This window comes from Pseudomonas sp. NPDC087804, from assembly GCF_044742965.1.
GTDB lineage: Bacteria > Pseudomonadota > Gammaproteobacteria > Pseudomonadales > Pseudomonadaceae > Aquipseudomonas > Aquipseudomonas rustica.
Window position 1 is genome coordinate 1,020,722 of the sequence record NZ_JBIUVN010000001.1, and the last position, 16,311, is coordinate 1,037,032.

Annotated in this window: 17 protein-coding genes and 1 riboswitch; of the genes, 11 read left to right on the plus strand and 6 right to left on the minus strand. The window is 58.9% G+C overall.

Annotated features, from left to right (window positions below; all coding sequences use genetic code 11):
- Window positions 1-103: 103 nt before the first annotated feature.
- Window positions 104-964 (plus strand): LysR substrate-binding domain-containing protein, encoded by an 861-nt coding sequence (locus ACIOMO_RS04430; RefSeq protein ID WP_401238449.1) that lies wholly within the window; start codon window positions 104-106, stop codon window positions 962-964.
- Here the strand turns inward: ACIOMO_RS04430 and ACIOMO_RS04435 are convergent.
- Window positions 951-1,868, minus strand: coding sequence for a LysR family transcriptional regulator (locus ACIOMO_RS04435; RefSeq protein ID WP_053120719.1), 918 nt, complete (start codon window positions 1,866-1,868; stop codon window positions 951-953). The genes ACIOMO_RS04430 and ACIOMO_RS04435 overlap by 14 nt on opposite strands.
- 114 nt (window positions 1,869-1,982) lie before the next feature.
- Here ACIOMO_RS04435 and ACIOMO_RS04440 point away from each other — a divergent pair, with 114 nt between their 5' ends.
- A complete protein-coding gene (locus ACIOMO_RS04440) occupies window positions 1,983-2,375 on the plus strand; it encodes a RidA family protein (RefSeq protein WP_401238451.1) in 393 nt (130 codons plus the stop codon).
- Between the two features lie 15 nt (window positions 2,376-2,390).
- Here ACIOMO_RS04440 and ACIOMO_RS04445 read toward each other — a convergent pair whose 3' ends face one another.
- A complete protein-coding gene (locus ACIOMO_RS04445) occupies window positions 2,391-3,947 on the minus strand; it encodes a diguanylate cyclase (RefSeq protein ID WP_401238454.1) in 1,557 nt (518 codons plus the stop codon).
- 353 nt (window positions 3,948-4,300) lie between these two features.
- Here ACIOMO_RS04445 and ACIOMO_RS04450 point away from each other — a divergent pair, with 353 nt between their 5' ends.
- From ACIOMO_RS04450 to ACIOMO_RS04475, 6 genes are all read left to right on the plus strand, one after another.
- On the plus strand, window positions 4,301-5,020 hold the full coding sequence (locus tag ACIOMO_RS04450) for an SDR family oxidoreductase (protein WP_401238457.1): 720 nt from the start codon (window positions 4,301-4,303) through the stop codon (window positions 5,018-5,020).
- Window positions 5,021-5,146: 126 nt separating this feature from the next.
- Window positions 5,147-6,010 (plus strand): putative selenate ABC transporter substrate-binding protein, encoded by an 864-nt coding sequence (locus ACIOMO_RS04455; protein WP_053120727.1) that lies wholly within the window; start codon window positions 5,147-5,149, stop codon window positions 6,008-6,010.
- Window positions 6,007-6,804, plus strand: coding sequence for a phosphonate ABC transporter ATP-binding protein (locus ACIOMO_RS04460; RefSeq protein WP_401238460.1), 798 nt, complete (start codon window positions 6,007-6,009; stop codon window positions 6,802-6,804). The genes ACIOMO_RS04455 and ACIOMO_RS04460 overlap by 4 nt, the downstream gene beginning before the upstream one ends.
- Window positions 6,798-7,622 carry an ABC transporter permease gene (locus ACIOMO_RS04465; RefSeq protein ID WP_053120731.1) on the plus strand — a complete coding sequence of 275 codons (825 nt, stop codon included), beginning with the start codon at window positions 6,798-6,800 and terminating at the stop codon, window positions 7,620-7,622. Before ACIOMO_RS04460 ends, ACIOMO_RS04465 begins: the two co-directional genes overlap by 7 nt.
- A complete protein-coding gene (phnE, locus tag ACIOMO_RS04470; protein WP_401238464.1) occupies window positions 7,619-8,386 on the plus strand; it encodes a phosphonate ABC transporter, permease protein PhnE in 768 nt (255 codons plus the stop codon). Before ACIOMO_RS04465 ends, phnE begins: the two co-directional genes overlap by 4 nt.
- A gap of 188 nt (window positions 8,387-8,574) precedes the next feature.
- Entirely contained in the window at window positions 8,575-10,254 is a 1,680-nt protein-coding gene (locus tag ACIOMO_RS04475; protein WP_212550663.1) for an MFS transporter, read from the plus strand.
- Window positions 10,255-10,359: 105 nt separating this feature from the next.
- Here the strand turns inward: ACIOMO_RS04475 and ACIOMO_RS04480 are convergent, their stop codons facing one another.
- Window positions 10,360-10,716: a lysozyme inhibitor LprI family protein gene (locus ACIOMO_RS04480; protein ID WP_401238467.1), complete on the minus strand. Its 357-nt coding sequence runs from the start codon at window positions 10,714-10,716 to the stop codon at window positions 10,360-10,362.
- A 115-nt stretch (window positions 10,717-10,831) separates the two neighbouring features.
- On the opposite strand from ACIOMO_RS04480, the gene ACIOMO_RS04485 reads away from it, so the two are divergent.
- A complete protein-coding gene (locus ACIOMO_RS04485; RefSeq protein WP_159812095.1) occupies window positions 10,832-11,050 on the plus strand; it encodes a hypothetical protein in 219 nt (72 codons plus the stop codon).
- Between the two features lie 171 nt (window positions 11,051-11,221).
- On the opposite strand, the gene ACIOMO_RS04490 is transcribed toward ACIOMO_RS04485, so the two are convergent.
- Window positions 11,222-11,626, minus strand: a complete 405-nt coding sequence (locus ACIOMO_RS04490) for a DUF1801 domain-containing protein (protein ID WP_401238470.1) — start codon at window positions 11,624-11,626, stop codon at window positions 11,222-11,224.
- Window positions 11,627-11,888: 262 nt separating this feature from the next.
- Window positions 11,889-12,058, plus strand: a riboswitch (yybP-ykoY riboswitch).
- Between the two features lie 7 nt (window positions 12,059-12,065).
- On the opposite strand from ACIOMO_RS04490, the gene mntP reads away from it, so the two are divergent.
- Entirely contained in the window at window positions 12,066-12,629 is a 564-nt protein-coding gene (gene mntP / locus ACIOMO_RS04495; protein WP_401238472.1) for a manganese efflux pump MntP, read from the plus strand.
- A gap of 2 nt (window positions 12,630-12,631) precedes the next feature.
- Here the strand turns inward: mntP and ACIOMO_RS04500 are convergent, their stop codons facing one another.
- Both ACIOMO_RS04500 and ACIOMO_RS04505 read right to left on the minus strand, forming a co-directional pair.
- The gene (locus ACIOMO_RS04500; protein ID WP_401238475.1) at window positions 12,632-13,348 is read right to left on the minus strand and encodes a DUF72 domain-containing protein; all 717 of its coding nucleotides are present in this window, start codon (window positions 13,346-13,348) and stop codon (window positions 12,632-12,634) included.
- A 112-nt stretch (window positions 13,349-13,460) separates the two neighbouring features.
- Window positions 13,461-15,248, minus strand: coding sequence for a thiamine pyrophosphate-requiring protein (locus tag ACIOMO_RS04505; RefSeq protein ID WP_401238478.1), 1,788 nt, complete (start codon window positions 15,246-15,248; stop codon window positions 13,461-13,463).
- A 154-nt stretch (window positions 15,249-15,402) separates the two neighbouring features.
- Between ACIOMO_RS04505 and ACIOMO_RS04510 the strand changes: the two genes are divergently transcribed.
- Complete coding sequence (locus ACIOMO_RS04510) at window positions 15,403-16,173, plus strand: APH(3')-II family aminoglycoside O-phosphotransferase (protein WP_401239431.1); 771 nt, start codon at window positions 15,403-15,405, stop codon at window positions 16,171-16,173.
- Window positions 16,174-16,311: the final 138 nt, after the last annotated feature.

The window sequence follows — 16,311 nt, forward strand, 5'->3', positions numbered from 1 at the left end:
TCTTTAGTTAAGCCACTGTGTTCAATGCGCTTATGCTACGGGCCGTAAAATCGGCAAACAAACGATGGATTTAGCAGAAAACTGATTAGCGGAGCTTATCGATATGCTTAAACACTGGCCGCCGCTCAGCTCCCTGCGCGGCTTTGAAGCGGCCGCTCGACTGGGCAGTTTTCACAAGGCCGCTGAAGAGCTGAGCCTGACGCAGTCGGCGATCAGCCAGCAGATCCGCAGCCTTGAGGCGTATCTGGAGCAGCCGCTGTTTTTTCGCAGCGGACGCAGCGTGGCGCTGACCGATGCCGGCCACGATTTGCTCAGCACCACCCAGGCGATGCTGCAGCAATTGGCGGTGGGGATTCGCCGTTTGGGCCAGTATCAAAAGCCCAATCAACTGGTGCTCAACACCACGCCGGCGTTTGCCCGGCACTGGTTGTTGCCGCGCCTGGCGGATTTCCGCGCGCTGCATCCCGAGGTTGATCTGTGGATTTACAGCACCGACGAAGTGCCGGACATGGCCACGCAAACCATCGATCTGGCGGTGCGCGACGACATCAGTTCACAGGCTGAATGCAGCTTCAAAGTGCTGCACGCCGATCGCCTCTATCCGGCGTGTCATCCGAGCGTTTTGGCGCTGCCGGCGCCACAGCGCACGACGTTGCATGGCGAGCGGGAAATGGATTGGAGCCATTGGGCGGTCGAGGCCGGAATCGATGTCGGCCAGCAGGATCAGGGGCTGAACTTCTCCGATCCGGGATTACTGCTGGACGCCGCGTGTACGGGTCTGGGCATCGCGCTGGTGAGTCAATTGCTCAGCCGTCAGGCGCGGGCTGACGGCGTGTTGCAGCCGTTGGTCGAAGACAGCATTCGGGGGCCGAACTGGGCGTTGCTGACCCACCGCGACAGTGAACAGGATCCGATGGCACGCAGCTTCAGCGAATGGTTGATTCATAACCTCAGCGCTGAATAACCGGTGCGTGCTGCGCCAAGACCTCAACCACCCAGTCGATGAAAACGCGTAATTTTAGACTGACGTGGCGGTTTGGCGGGTACGCCACGTAAAGCGGCATCGGCTCGAGCTGCCAGTTTTCGAACAACGGCACCAGTTCGCCCCGCGCTTCATGCTCGCTGGACATGTATGTGGGCAGCCACAGCACGCCCATGCCGGCCAGCCCGGCCGCGAGGTAGGCGTTGCCGTCGTCGACCGCCAACACGTGGCGACCTCTGATGTGCAGATTTTCGCTGGCATTGTGCAGGGCGTACGGCACTGGTTTGCCGGTGCGCGCCCAGAGAAAACCAACCACGCGGTGATGGGAATCTTCCAGTTCTCGCGGGTGATGTGGCGTGCCTGAACGAGCCAGATAAGCCGGTGCGGCAAACACGCCCAATCGCAGATCGGCGACCTTGCGCGCCATCAATGACTGATCCAGCAACTCGCCGCCACGCACCACGCAATCGACGTTCTCATCAATGATGTCGACAATGCGGTCACTGACGCCCATATCGATCTGAATATCCGGATAGCGCGCGTGAAATTCTGGCAGCGCAGGAATCAGGATCAACCGCGCCAGCGGGCTCGGCACATCCACTCGCAATCGTCCCTTCGGCAATGCCGCCACGCCCGGCAGACTGGTTTCGGCATCGTCCATATCGGCGAGCAGCTTGATCACGCGCTCGTAATACGCCGCGCCATCGGCGGTGACGTTGACCTTGCGCGTGGTGCGATTGAGTAATTTCACCCGCAATCGTGCTTCCAGTTGCTGCACCAGTTGCGTCACGGTGGTCTTGCTCATGTGCAGGGTTTCGGCGGCTTTGGTGAAACTCCCAGCCTCGACCACTCGGGCAAACGCCTGCATTGCGTCAAATCGATCCAAGGTTCGCGCCTCGATTGTTTGGGATTCACAAACAGTGAACGCCAAGCTTGCGCGTTTATCGCCCGCCTGCAAATACCTACAGTGGCTTCATCAACTCACCGATGGAGACACCCCATGACTCAGCGCGATGTCGTTTTTCCGGCCGCACGCCGTACCCTTTATGAGCGCAATCGCTACTCGCCAGCGATTCGCTCCAACGGTTTTCTATTTGTCTCGGGGCAAGTCGGCAGCACCGAAGACGGTACGCCGGAGCCGGATCTGCAGAACCAGGTACGACAGGCATTCAGCAACCTGAATGCGATCCTCAGCGAGGCCGGTTGCAGCTTCGAAGATGTGGTCGACGTGACGATCTTCATCGTCGATCCGCACAGCAAATTCGAGACGATCTGGAATGTTGTGCTCACCGAATTCTGGGGCGATGCGCCGCATCCGACTGTCACCGCAGTGGGTGTGACGTGGCTGTATGGCTTTGATTTCGAGATCAAGGTGATTGCCAAACTGCCGTAAGCGACTTCCGGCCCTTCATACAACTTTGTTGCGTCCGCTCTGCTTGGCGGCGTAAAGGCGTTCATCTGCGAGTTTCAACACGCTTGGCGATGTCGCAGTGTCTGCATCGCGGCACGCCACACCGATGGACATCGTCAACTTGCCCACCTGCGGCACCTCGGTTTCTTCGAGGTGCGCGCGGACTCTTTCGGCAATCATCCGCGCGGTCTCCAGCGGGGTATCCGGAAGAATCAGTGCGAACTCCTCACCACCGGAGCGGCACGCCCAGTCACCCGAGCGCGAGTTCTGTTTGAGGATGTCGGCAACGCTTCGCAGGGCCACGTCGCCGGCGTCATGTCCAAAGGTGTCGTTGACGCGTTTGAAATGATCGATATCCAGCGCCAGCACGGAATACCCCTGCCCGGCCTGGTCCAGCAGGTTCAGCGCAGCGTCCATGGCGCGACGATTGGCCAGGCCTGTGAGGGGATCACTTTGCGCTTCATGACTGAGCTGACCGAGTTTCTGATGGAGCAATTGCACCCCGGCCAGCATCGCCTGACGGATTGCAGCGGCGTCGCGGTACCAGGCATGCACCCGGTTCAAGCGCTCCGTGGTGTCAGGCGCGGCCAACTGGTCGGCGGCCGCCGACAATTGCCGCAAGGGTCGGGCGATCAGCGCTGTTCCAGCGAGGATTAGGGCCAGCCCGAGCAAACCCGCCGGTATCATCCCCACAACCATATCGCGCATCAGCTGTGCCAACGGCGCCAGGCTGCGTTCGCGAGGTTGCTGGACCACCACGGCCCAATTGGCTTCCGGCACACGAGCATAGCCGGCCAGCATGGGCACACCTCGGTAGTTGTCGCCTTGCAAGGTGCCATTTTCACCACGCAATGCGGCATCCACCGTCAGACTCCAGCCCAGCACTTCGCCGATCCGTTTCGAATCAGGGTGATACAACAGCCGCCGATTACCGTCAGCGACGAAAGCGAAGGTGCCGTCGTGATGAAAATGACGACTGATCACCGTGTGAAACGCGCTTTGCTCAAGCAAGTAAACAGACCCGCCCACCACACCGAGAAATGCACCGGACGGGCTGAAAACCGGTTGCGAAACAAACACCACCAGATTGCCCGCCGAGGAAACGTACACCTCGCTGACCAAGGGCCGGCGCTCTTTGAGGGCTTGCTGGATGCCCTGCGATTGCAGCGTGGCACCGACGATCTGCAAGCTGTCCGGATATGCCTGAAGCACTTGCCCGTTCGCATCGAGAATCGTCACCGAGTTGAAATCGGTGTCCTGCGCCTGCAAGCGCATGGCTTCTTTGCGCAATGCCCCAGGCTCATCCCAGTGATCGCCCAGCACCGTCGCGCTGTAATTCAAATGATTGTGCGCGGCGCCGAGAAACTCGCCGATGCTCGAAGCTACTTTCGCCGCGTAGGCGCCATTGGCTTCCAGCGTCGCGTGAATCAATGCGTCACGCTGTACGCGATAGGCGACATAGAGGCTGTTGCACAGCGTCGCGACGACCGACAGCAGGACAAACAGCAGTATCAGCCCGCGCAGGTCGATTGGCAGCGGTCTGGAAAGCTTCATTCCGCCACCCACTGCGTGCATATCGACTTTGGGGCAATGAGCGGTGCGGGTAACGGTTGATCCATGAACAAGACTTTTGCTGAGGGGAGCGAAACAGAAAACCGTCGCTGCCACGTTGGGAATGTCATGGAGGATAGGCAGAGACCTTGCCTTTGTCACAGCCCGGAATAGTGCGGTAACAGTTTCTCGGGGGTGAGTAATAAACAACCCTGTGGTGAGGGGATTTATCTCCTCACCACAGGGAGTAGCGTTTATCGTCCATAAATATTCCGACACACCCATTCGTTTGCCATTTCCTAGGTCGTCTGTTTGCATGCTGTACGGAATCAGCACTTGGATCATGGAGACGATCGATGAATATTTTGGTGGTGGGTGCGAGTAAAGGTTTAGGCAGAGCTTTTATAGAGGGGTTGGGCAACGCGGGAGACACGTTGATCGGCGTTTCCCGCTCGCGCCCAGACGGTTTGCCAGCGGATGCCGAGCGATCTGTACGCTGGGTAGAAGCCGATCTTATGAACCCGGCCAAGGCTGCGCAGGAGATTGAAAAAGCGGTAAAGGCCGACGGGCTGGATACGCTGATTTACAACCTCGGCATCTGGGAAGAGTTTGCCTTCGACAGCGCGTACGACTTTGTCGAAAGCGCAGACGACGAAGTGCAGGCCATCGTCAACTGCAACATCACCTCAACCATTTTGCTGATCAAACGTCTGCTGCCCCTTCTGCTAAAAAGTCCCCATCCCAGAATCATCCTCACCGGTTCGACCTCGGGTCTGCCACAGAGCGGGCGTCCGGAAGTCGCTTTCGGCGCATCCAAATTCGCCCTGCGCGGGATCGCCGAGACCCTGCGCGAAGGCTATAGAGAGCAACGTCTGGCAGTGACCTGCCTGAATCTCGGCTATCTGAATACCGAAGATCTACTGAGCATACCGATTAACGTCGCGACGCAGCGTGGTGAGGGACATTTGATTCCCGTACACGATGTCGTCGAGGTGGTGCGCATGATCCTTAGTTTGTCTCCGGCCAGCTACGTCAGGGAACTGACCTTGCCGGCGATCCTCGACGAACGTTTCTGAGCGCATCCCGATAGGACTGGCCTTTGCGTGCGTGAGTACGTATAACCTCGCCGATTCGTCTACCCTCACGTAGCGCCCTCTTTCAGCTCTTCACATCTTTTTGCCGCTCATGAAACGGAGATTTCCATGCTCAAACGAACCCTGGCATTGACCGCCGGCCTGGCCCTGTCCCTTTCTACGTTGATGGCTCAAGCCGCTGACGTTTTGCGCGTCAGCGCGATTCCCGATGAAGCGCCGACCGAACTACTGCGCAAGTTCGAACCGCTGGGGGCTTATCTGGAGCAGCAAATTGGCATGAAAGTGCAGTTTGTGCCGGTGGCCGATTACCCGGCTGTGGTTGAAGCACTCGCTACCGATCGCCTCGATATGGCCTGGCTGGGCGGTTTCACCTTCGTTCAGGCACGTCTGAAGACCGATGCCACCACGCCGGTGATCCCGTTGGTGCAGCGTGAACAGGATGCGCAGTTCACCAGTAAATTCATCACCGCTGACCCGAACGTGCACAGCCTCGCCGACCTGAAAGGCAAGACCTTCGCCTTCGGTTCGGTGTCTTCGACCTCCGGCAGCCTGATGCCACGTTACTTCATGCTGAAAAACGACGGCATCAAGCCGGAAGCGTATTTCAGCCGCGTTGCCTACTCCGGCGCTCACGACGCCACCGTGGCCTGGGTGCAGGCCGGCAAGGTTGACGCCGGTGTGTTGAACGCCAGCGTCTGGCAAAAACTGGTAGACGCCGGCAAGGTCGACACCAACAAGGTAAAAGTCTTCGCCACCACCCCGACCTACTTCGATTACAACTGGACCGTGCGCGGCACCCTTGATCCAGCACTCGCGGCGAAGATCAAAAAAGCTTTCCTTGATCTCGACCCGGCCAACCCTGAGCAGAAGAAAATTCTGGATCTGCAAGCCGCCAGCCGCTTCATCGACACCAAGCCTGAAAACTACAAGGGCATCGAGGAAGCCGCCCGCGCCGCCGAACTGCTGAAATGACCTTAAGCCTCAAACAGAGCAGCCTGCGCCACGCCAATGGCGTCGATGCCCTGCTCGGTATCGATTTGCAAATTGGCGTTGGCGAACAGGTTGCGATCATCGGCCCGTCCGGGGCTGGCAAGTCGAGTCTGCTTAATCTGCTGGCCACCGCACTGCGGCCCAGCAGCGGTGAAATCGAAGTGCTCGGTGAGCGCGCCTGGCACTTGTCTGCCCGCCAACGTCAACGCCTGCGTGCACGCATCGGCCTGGTGCATCAGGCACCGCCGCTGCCGCCGCGTCAGCGCGTGGTCACGGCGGTACTGGCCGGCAAACTCGGCCAGTGGAGTCTGGGCAAAAGTCTCTTGAACCTGCTGCATCCACTGGATGTGGCCGGTGCGCGTGCGGCATTGGCGCGACTGGATCTGGGCGACAAGCTGTTTGCCCATTGCCAACAATTGTCTGGCGGTCAGTTGCAGCGCGTCGGCATTGCTCGTGTGCTGTATCAAGCGCCAGAGATTTTGCTGGCCGATGAACCGGTGTCGGCGATGGATCCGGTGATGGCCGGGCATACCCTGTCGATCCTTTCGCGCCATGCCCGTGAGCACAACGTCACACTGATCGCGAGCCTGCATGCGGTCGATCTGGCGTTGTCGCACTTCCCACGGATCATCGGTTTGCGCGAAGGGCAGATTCTGTTCGACAGCCCGTCCGATCAAGTCAGCCCGGACATGCTCGACGCGCTGTACGCCAACGAAAAGCTGCAATCGCCGACCGCTGTAGCGGTGCCTTTGACTGTGCAGATTCCACGATGCTGAAAGCCGATTCACGCGATCCCGCTGCATGGCCACGGTTGCTACTGAGCTTGCTGGCCATTGCTTTGCTGTGGCCGGGGATTCAGCTGAGTGAACTGGATCTAAGTGTGCTGTTGCCCGGCAGCCAGAATGAAATGGGCCAGTTTGTCGCGCAATTCTGGCCGCCAGCGCACGACGAAGCCTTTCTGCAAATCCTGCTTAAAGCCACCCTGCAAACCCTGGCCATTGCCACTGCCGGCATGGCGCTGGCGTTGCTGCTGGCGGTACCTGCCGGTTTGATTGCCAGTCGCGCTCTGTCGCTGTCCGCCGCCTCTCGCGGTGGCGTGCCGAGTCGTTTGGGACGTTTGCTGCGCTGGCCGGTTCGCGGGCTGCTGATTTTCCTGCGCAGCGTGCCGGAGATTGTCTGGGCACTGCTGTTCGTGCGTGCGGTCGGCCTTGGCCCGGCAGCGGGCGTGCTGGCGATTGCCATTACCTACAGCGGCATGCTCGGCAAGGTCTACGCGGAGATTTTCGAATCCACCGACCAACGCCCGGCGCATGCGTTGTTGCAGGCTGGCAGCGGCCGACTGGCGGCATTCGCTTACGGCACTCTGCCCAATGTCGGCGCGGAGCTGCTCTCGTACACCGTGTATCGGTGGGAATGCGCGATCCGTGCTTCGGTGGTGATGGGGTTCGTCGGCGCGGGGGGCCTGGGTCAGCAAATCGATCTGTCGATCCGCATGTTCGCCGGCGGTGAAGTCGCCAGCATGTTGCTGACGTTCCTGCTGCTGGTGCTGGCCGCCGATCAACTCAGCCGCTTGCTGCGCTGGAGACTGGCATGAATCGCCTGATCAATTTGCTGCTGATCGCCGTTATCGGGGTTGCAGTGATTGCGTCCTTCGCCTATCTGGGTCTCGATCTCGGTGAACTGGGCAGCGCCACCAGCCTGAAGCAAATGGGCGCTTACGTGCAGCGTTTTCTCAGCCCGGATTTGAGCGCTGACTACCTGAAAGCAATCTTCCACGGCTCCATGGAAACGCTGGCCATGTCCGCTGTTGGCACGCTATTGGCGGCAGTTGTTGGCATTGTTCTGGCGCTGCCGGCGGCGGGACGTTTCGGCTGGCCGCTACAAAGTGTTGCGCGCCTGCTGCTGAACGCTTTGCGGGCGATTCCGGAACTGGTCTGGGCGGCGCTGATGGTGCTCGCTGCCGGCCTTGGCCCGAATGCCGGCGCCCTCGCCCTCGCCTTACACACCACGGGAGTACTCGGCCGGTTGTTCGCCGAAGCGCTGGAAAACACGCCGCCGCAACCCGCCGAGGCGATCCGTTTGCAGGGCGGCAATCCGATCCTCGCCTTCTGCTACGGCACCCTGCCCAATCTGGCGCCGCAACTGCTCGCCTACATCCTCTATCGCTGGGAAAACAACATTCGCATGGCCAGTGTGCTGGGTTTTGTCGGTGCTGGCGGTCTCGGCCAGATGCTCTACGTGAGCCTCAGCCTGTTTCAGGAAGCGCAGGCCAGCACGGTGATTCTGGCGATGCTGGTACTGGTGTTCCTGGTGGACTGGTTGAGTGCCTGGAGTCGCCAGCGCTGGGTCAAGGCGTAAACGGCGATGCTGGCGAGTGGATATCTGCCAGAAGCTGATTATGCTTCAGGAAAGCGTGCACACCTGCCCGACGGCAAACTGTGCACGCTTTACGCATCAGCGCTTCAGGCATCTGCCACAAGGCCAGGGTGAGATAAGCGGTATTGGGGGACTCCGGCCTACAACAATAAGCACGACGGAGAACACCCATGGCCACGACTTACACAACATCCACCGGCAGTCCACCGCGCAGCGGCGGCATCACCAAGGAGGAGCGCAAAGTCATCTTTGCCTCCTCACTGGGCACGGTTTTCGAGTGGTACGATTTTTACCTCTACGGTTCACTGGCGGCGATCATCGCCAAGCACTTCTTTGCCGGCGTCAACGAAACCACCGCGTTCATCTTTGCCCTGCTGGCGTTTGCGGCAGGCTTTGCGGTGCGGCCGTTCGGCGCGATTGTGTTCGGCCGGCTCGGCGACATGATCGGGCGCAAACATACGTTTCTGATCACCATCGTCATCATGGGCGTCTCGACCGCGATTGTCGGTTTGCTGCCCGGTTACGCGACCATTGGCGTCGCTGCACCGGTGATTCTGATTACCCTTCGACTGCTGCAAGGCCTGGCACTGGGCGGTGAATACGGCGGCGCGGCGACTTACGTGGCCGAACACGCGCCACGTAATAGACGCGGCTTCTTTACCTCGTGGATTCAAACCACCGCGACCCTCGGCCTGTTTCTGTCGCTGCTGGTGATACTCGCCTGCCGCACCGCGCTGGGCACTGAAGCGTTTGAAGAGTGGGGCTGGCGGATTCCGTTTCTGCTGTCGATCCTCCTGCTGATCGTCTCGGTGTACATCCGCCTGCAACTGAGCGAGTCGCCGGTGTTCCAGAAAATGAAGGACGAAGGCAAAGCGTCGAAAGCGCCGCTAACTGAATCATTCGCCCGTTGGGACAACCTCAAAGTGGTGATCATGTCGTTGCTCGGCGGCACGGCCGGGCAAGCGGTGGTCTGGTACACCGGGCAGTTCTATGCGCTGTTTTTCCTGTTGCAAACGCTGAAGATCGACCCGCAAACCGCCAACTTGCTGATCGCCGGATCACTGTTGATCGGTACGCCATTCTTCGTGATTTTCGGCAGCCTGTCCGACCGGATCGGGCGCAAACCGATCATCATGGTCGGCTGCATTCTGGCGGCGCTGACCTACTTCCCGATCTTTCATGCGCTGACCCAGTACGGCAATCCTGATGTGTTCATCGCTCAGGAGAAAAACCCGGTCAAGGTGATCGCCAACCCCGACCAGTGTTCGTTCCAGTTCGATCCGGTGGGCAAGGCCAAATTCACCAGTTCCTGTGACCTGGCCAAGACGCTGTTGGCAAAACGGGCGATTCCGTATGAGAACGTCACCGCCGAACCCGGCACCGTGGCGCAGGTGCGTATTGGCGACAAAGTCGTCGAGAGTTTCGACGGCAGCGCCCTGCCCGCCGCCGACTTCAAAACTCGCAATGATGCGTTCACCGCGACCCTTGGCACTGCGCTGAAAGAAGCCGGTTATCCAGAGAAAGCCGACCCGGCAAAAACCAATTACCCGATGGTGCTGCTGTTGCTGACCATTTTGGTGATCTACGTGACCATGGTTTACGGGCCGATCGCGGCGTGGCTGGTGGAGCTGTTCCCGACGCGCATTCGCTACACCTCGATGTCGCTGCCGTATCACATCGGTAACGGCTGGTTCGGCGGGTTCCTGCCAACGGTGGCGTTCGCGATGGTCGCGGCCACCGGGGATATCTACTACGGCTTGTGGTACCCGATCGTGATTGCGGTGATGACGGCGATACTGGGTACGTTCTTCCTGCCGGAAACCAAGGATCGCGACATTCTCAAAGACTGACCCGCCCTCCTCTGTAGGAGCTGCCAAAGGCTGCGATCTTTTGATTGTGTTTTTTAAGGTCAAAAGATCGCAGCCTGCGGCAGCTCCTACAGGAGTGTTGCGGTGTCAGAACGGGCCTTGGGTGACCACGCGGGTGTCGATGATCTGCTGCAATGCTTGAATTCGCTGCTGATAAACGTCGGTGAGGCATTTCACATCAGCGGCGCATTTGCCACGGGTTTTCAGCCACGCCTGTTGCTCGTCAATCAAGGCACCACGGCCGCCCATCGGCAGAAACCGGCGATCCAGTTTGTAGAGCAGCGCCATGCTCACGTCCATGTCGTTAAGCGCACGGTTGGCGCACACCGCTTTTTCATCGGCAGCTTTGGCCCGGTCGCAGTCGAAACTGGCGGCGTAAGCAGCCTGGCCGATGATCAGGGCAGACAAGCCGAACACGGTTGAAAGTAGAGTTTTATTGCGCATGGGTTGGGTCATCCAGACAGCGATTGATCCCTCTTGGGCTAATGCATGAGCGCAAAGTTTCTGAACGCCTGCCAAACCACCGCCTCCAATGTTTACACCACTGGAGGTCACCACCATGAACAGCAACGACGACAAAACCCCGAACGCCCCGCCCACCGACACGTCCGGCAAACCGGTGAACGTGGTTGAGCGTGATCTTGAAGACCACGATGACGACACCAAAGGTGTGGATGAGGTTATTACGCCTTCGTCTACCCGGGTGAAAGAGCAGGATGCCGAGACGCTGCAGCGCAAGGTCGATGAGATTGAACGCAAAGTGGCGGATGGCAACTGAGGTGGGTTGTCTGCGAGATTTACCCCCTCACCCCAGCCCTCTCCCCCAAGGGGTAGAGGGGGAAAGGGAGCCGACCTGCGATGATTTCAACATCTGAGTTCGGCTCGATATTTCATGTCGGCGCAACTTGATCCAGCAACTCGGTCAGTCCCCTCTCCCTCCGGGAGAGGGTTAGGGTGAGGGCTTTTTCGTCGTATTCAGCTTCACAGCCGCCCGAATCAACGCCATCAACCCTTTTTCATCAAGCTCATCACCCTCGTGAATATCAATCGCGCGCCGCACATTGCCTTCCAGGCTGGCATTGAACAAACCCGTCGGATCTTCCAGCGCAGCGCCTTTGGCGAAGGTCATTTTCACCGCCGCTTTATACGTTTCACCCGTACAGATAATCCCGTCGTGATACCAAGTCGGCACACCGCGCCATTTCCACGCTTCGACCACGTCCGGATCAGCCTTGTGCATGATCGCGCGAACCTTCGCCAGGGTTTCGCCGCGCCAATCGTTCAGCTCCTGGATACGCTGATTGATCAGCACCGACGCTGCCTCTGCGCCCTCTTCTGGCTTGTCTTTCTTCATCACGGCTCTCCCGAGATTTTAGAGAAAGAACTTTAGACGTCACACTTTGCCCACGCCAATTTCACCCCACACAAGTAACAGCGAAACGCTGGTGAAGGCTTAACTGTGGCGAGGGGATTTATCCCCGATGGGGCGCGCAGCGGCCCCGATTTTAAAAGCCGGGAGCGCTGCGCTCCATCGGGGATAAATCCCCTCACCACAGGGTAAATATCAGCTTGAGCGGCGGTTTTAACGAAATTTTCATACTCCCCCGCCTATGATCCCGCACCTCGTTGGGGAGTAGCCTGTTTCCGTGCACTGCGGAAGCGTTCGTATCAACATTCTCGGCAACATGCCGTGGTGCGAACACCTTTTGGTTGGTGAGACCGACGACGCATCCATGCCTAAAGTCGGGCGTGTGGTTGTGTCGTTGACTCATAGCCCGACTGGAAGTATTCCCGTGAATCCTGTTTCCCTCATTTTCCTTGCCCTGGCCATGTCCACGGATGCGTTTGCAGCCGCCATCGGCAAAGGCTCCAGCCTGCATAAACCGCGCCTCACCGAAGCCCTGCGTACCGGTCTGATCTTCGGCGTGATCGAAGCCATCACCCCCATTATCGGCTGGCTGATCGGCCAGGCCGCGAGCCAATGGGTTGCCGAATGGGATCACTGGATCGCCTTCACTCTGCTCGTGGTGCTCGGCCTGCACATGATCTACAACGGCCTGAAGCATGAAGAAGAGCAAGAAGAAAAACCGGGTTCGCACTCCTTCCTGATTCTCGCCGTCACCGCGTTTGCCACCAGCATCGACGCCCTTGCCGTGGGCGTTGGCCTGGCGTTTGTCGACGTGAATATCTGGGTGGCTGCGGCGGCGATCGGTCTGGCGACCATGACCATGGTGACCATCGGCGTCATGCTCGGCCGGGTTTTGGGCTCTATGGTTGGCAAACGTGCTGAAATCGTTGGCGGTGTGGTGCTGATGATCGTCGGTGCGACGATTTTGTATGAGCATCTCGCGGTCTGAGATTAGCCGTTAGACAGCGCCGTCAGTGCCAACGCGTTGCCTAGCGCGGCCCCGCTGGCGGTATTGTCGAAAATGCACCAGGTTGTCGCGCCATGCGCATCGGCGGCCTGCAATACGCTAGCGAGGTTCTCCAGATAAGCCTCCGCGTAAGTACTGTGGTAAATACGCGGCGAACCGTGCAGGCGCCAATACCGGACTCCTTGCCAGCCAAACGCGGAAGAATCACTGCTGATGCGCGACGGATCGACCACAGCCTGAGCGATCCGGTAAGCGATCAACAATGATTCGGCAGCCACCCACGACTCATGACGCGGCTCCAGCACCACGTCGCCGTCGAAGCGCTGGCGCAACGCATTGAAAAACGCTTCGGCACTGACCGCATCAAATGCCAGTGACGGCGGCAATTGCAGCAACAAACAGCCCAAGCGATCAGCCAAACCGCTGCACTGCGCCAGGAATTCCTCGAGCGCTTCGTCGCAATCCAACAATCGACGTTCATGGCTGATCTGCTTGGGCATTTTTACCGAAAAGCGAAACCCTTCCGGCACCGAATCCGCCCAACGCTCATAGGTTGAGCGGCGATGTGGGCGGTAAAACGAGCTGTTGATCTCCACACAGTTGAGACGTGCCGCATAGCGTTGCAAATGCGTGCCCTCCTCCGCAAATGCCGGCCAATGCTCACGCCCGAGACTCCAGCCGGCACACCCAATGAAAATCAAACACCACCTCCAAACTCCACTCCCATGTAGGAGCTGCCGCAGGCTGCGATCTTTTGATCTTAAAAACAACGTCAAAAGATCGCAGCCTTCGGCAGCTCCTACAGGGGGGACGTTATTTTTTGCTGGGGAGAACTGAGCTCAGAACCTGCTTGGCGGTTTGCACAAGTATCCCCGCCTCGTCCGGATCGCCCTTGAGCAACGTCGTGGCGAATTTCTTCGCCTGTTCGAGTTTGATGTGCGGCGGCAGCGGCGCCACGTTCGGGTCGGTTTTGAACTCCATCAGCACCGGTACATCGGAAGCCAAAGCCTGTTCCCATGCGCCCGCCACGTCCTCTTCGCGGTCAACGAAAATCCCTTTCAGGCCGATGGAAATCGCGAACAGGTGATACGGCACATCGGGAATGTTCTGCGACGCCTCGAACTTCGGATCGCCCTCCATCACCCGCTGTTCCCACGTCACCTGATTGAGATCTTCGTTGTTGAACACCGCGCAGATCCATTTCGGGCTCTTCCACTGCCGCCAGTATTTGGCGACGGTGATCAGCTCGGCCATGTTGTTCATCTGCATCGCGCCGTCGCCCACCAGCGCAATCACCGAGCGTTCGGGATAGGCGAATTTAGCCGCAATCGCATAAGGCACAGCGGCGCCCATCGAGGCCAGCCCGCCGGACAACGAACACATCATGCCGCGACGAATTTTCAAGTCACGGGCGAACCAATTGGCGCACGAACCGGAGTCGCTGGTGATGATCGCTTCATCCGGCACTCGCGGTGACAATTCATACACCACCCGCTGCGGATTGATCGGTTTGGCCTTGGCCATCGCGCGTTTTTCCAGGGTTTTCTCCCAACTGCCGCGCCAGTCTTCGACTTTCTTGCGCCACTTGCCCGAGGTTTTTTGTTCGAGCAACGGCAACAACGCCGCGAGGGTTTCCGCTGCGTCGCCGACCAGATTGACCTCCATCGGATAACGCAGGCTGAGCATGTCGGGTTGCAGATCGATCTGCACACCGCGCGCCTGACCTTCTTTAGGCAAAAACTCCGAATACGGGAAGCCCGAACCGATCATCAGCAAGGTGTCGCACTCGGTCATCAATTTGTAGCTCGGTTCGGTACCGAGCAGGCCGATGCTGCCGGTCACCCAGGGCAAATCATCCGGAAGCACCGCTTTGCCAAGCAGCGCCTTGGCCACGCCGGCGCCAAGTTTTTCGGCGATGGCGATCACTTCATCCGTTGCCTGCAAAGCGCCGGCGCCGACCAGAATCGCGACTTTTTCGCCTGCGTTCAAAACGTCTGCTGCACGCTGCAAATCTTCGTCATAGGGCAGCACTTTCGGCTTGGTGTAACCGACGCCGGAATGCGCGGTGCCGTGCGCGCGGGCCGGCGCCTGATATTCAAGATCCTGCAAATCATTGGGCAGGATCAGCGCGGTCACCCGACGTTCGCCAACCGCCGTACGCACCGCCCGGTCGAGCAAATGCCGCACCTGCGAAGGCGCCGAAGCCTGCTGCACGAACGCGCCGGCGACGTCCTTGAACATCGACACCAGATCCAGCTCTTGCTGATAGTGACTGCCCAACGCCGTGCGCGCCTGCTGCCCAACGATGGCCAGCACCGGCATGTGATCCATTCGCGCATCGTAAAGCCCGGTGATCAAATGCGAAGCCCCGGGGCCGGACGTGGCAATGCACACGCCCAGCTCGCCAGTGAATTTCGCGTGGGCCGATGCCATGAACGCGGCCATTTCCTCATGCCGCGCCTGCACAAATTCAATCTTGCCTTTAGCTCGATCGAGCGCGCCGAACACGCCGTTGATGCCGTCGCCCGGATAACCAAAAATCCGCGTGACGCCCCATTGGCTGAGCCGCTCAACCAGAAAATCGCCTACTGTCGTTGTCATCTCGATCCTCGTCTTTTCGCCGGTGTAAGGGTCTGGACAGTTGGGCGGATGGCGAAGTTTCGATTGATTAACGGGAAACAGTTTCGTGTTTGCGATCAAAACCGCCGGGGCGGCACAATGCGCGTCTGCGTTTTTGATATCAGGGATGAATGCAATGGACTTACCCCGTAACTGGCAGCGGCGCTTTGCCGAGGCCACCGTCGAACAACAAACCATCGGCGAATCCCGTGCCGATGTTTGGCGCATAGCATCTGCGAATTCAGCACCGCTGTTTGTGAAGTCCGAGCACGTCATGCACTGGGGCGAATTGCCCGGCGAGGTCGCGCGGCTGCGCTGGATGGCAAGCCAGAATCTGCCCGCGCCACGCGTGCTCGACACCACAACCGAAATGGAGAAAAACTGGCTATTGATGACCGCCGTGCCCGGGCGCGATCTGGCCAGTAGCCCGCACCTTGCGCCGCAGCAGATCGTCACACTCGTGGCCAACGCTTTGCGTGAGCTGCATGAGGTCGCGATCAAAAGCTGCCCGTTCGATCACAGCCTCGACCCGAAAATAAAACTGGCTCGTGAGCACCTGAATGCCGGGTTGATCGATGAAGAGGATTTCGACGATTCGCGCCTCGGTCGATCTGCTGAAGATGTCTTCCAACAGATGCTCCTGGAACGCCCGGACCATGAAGATCTGGTGGTGACTCATGGTGATGCATGCCTGCCCAATTTCCTCGCTGACGACGCTCGGTTAAGCGGTTTTGTCGACTGCGGCCGATTGGGGGTCGCGGATCGTTATCAGGATTTGGCTTTAGCTGCGCATAGCATCACGCACAACCTCGGCGAGGCGTGGGTGCCGGTGTTTTTCGAGATTTACGGCGTGCAGCCGGATCAGCGGCGGATTGCCTTTTATCAGTTGCTTGATGAGTTTTTCTGAGGCGAATGCAGCCTTTCGCTGTCACTGAAGATAACAGTGAGGCCCTTCGCGAGCAGGCTCGCTCCCACATTTAATAGCATTCCAAAGTGGGAGCGAGCCTGCTCGCGAAGAGGGAGCATCAGATTACTGATCTGTTGA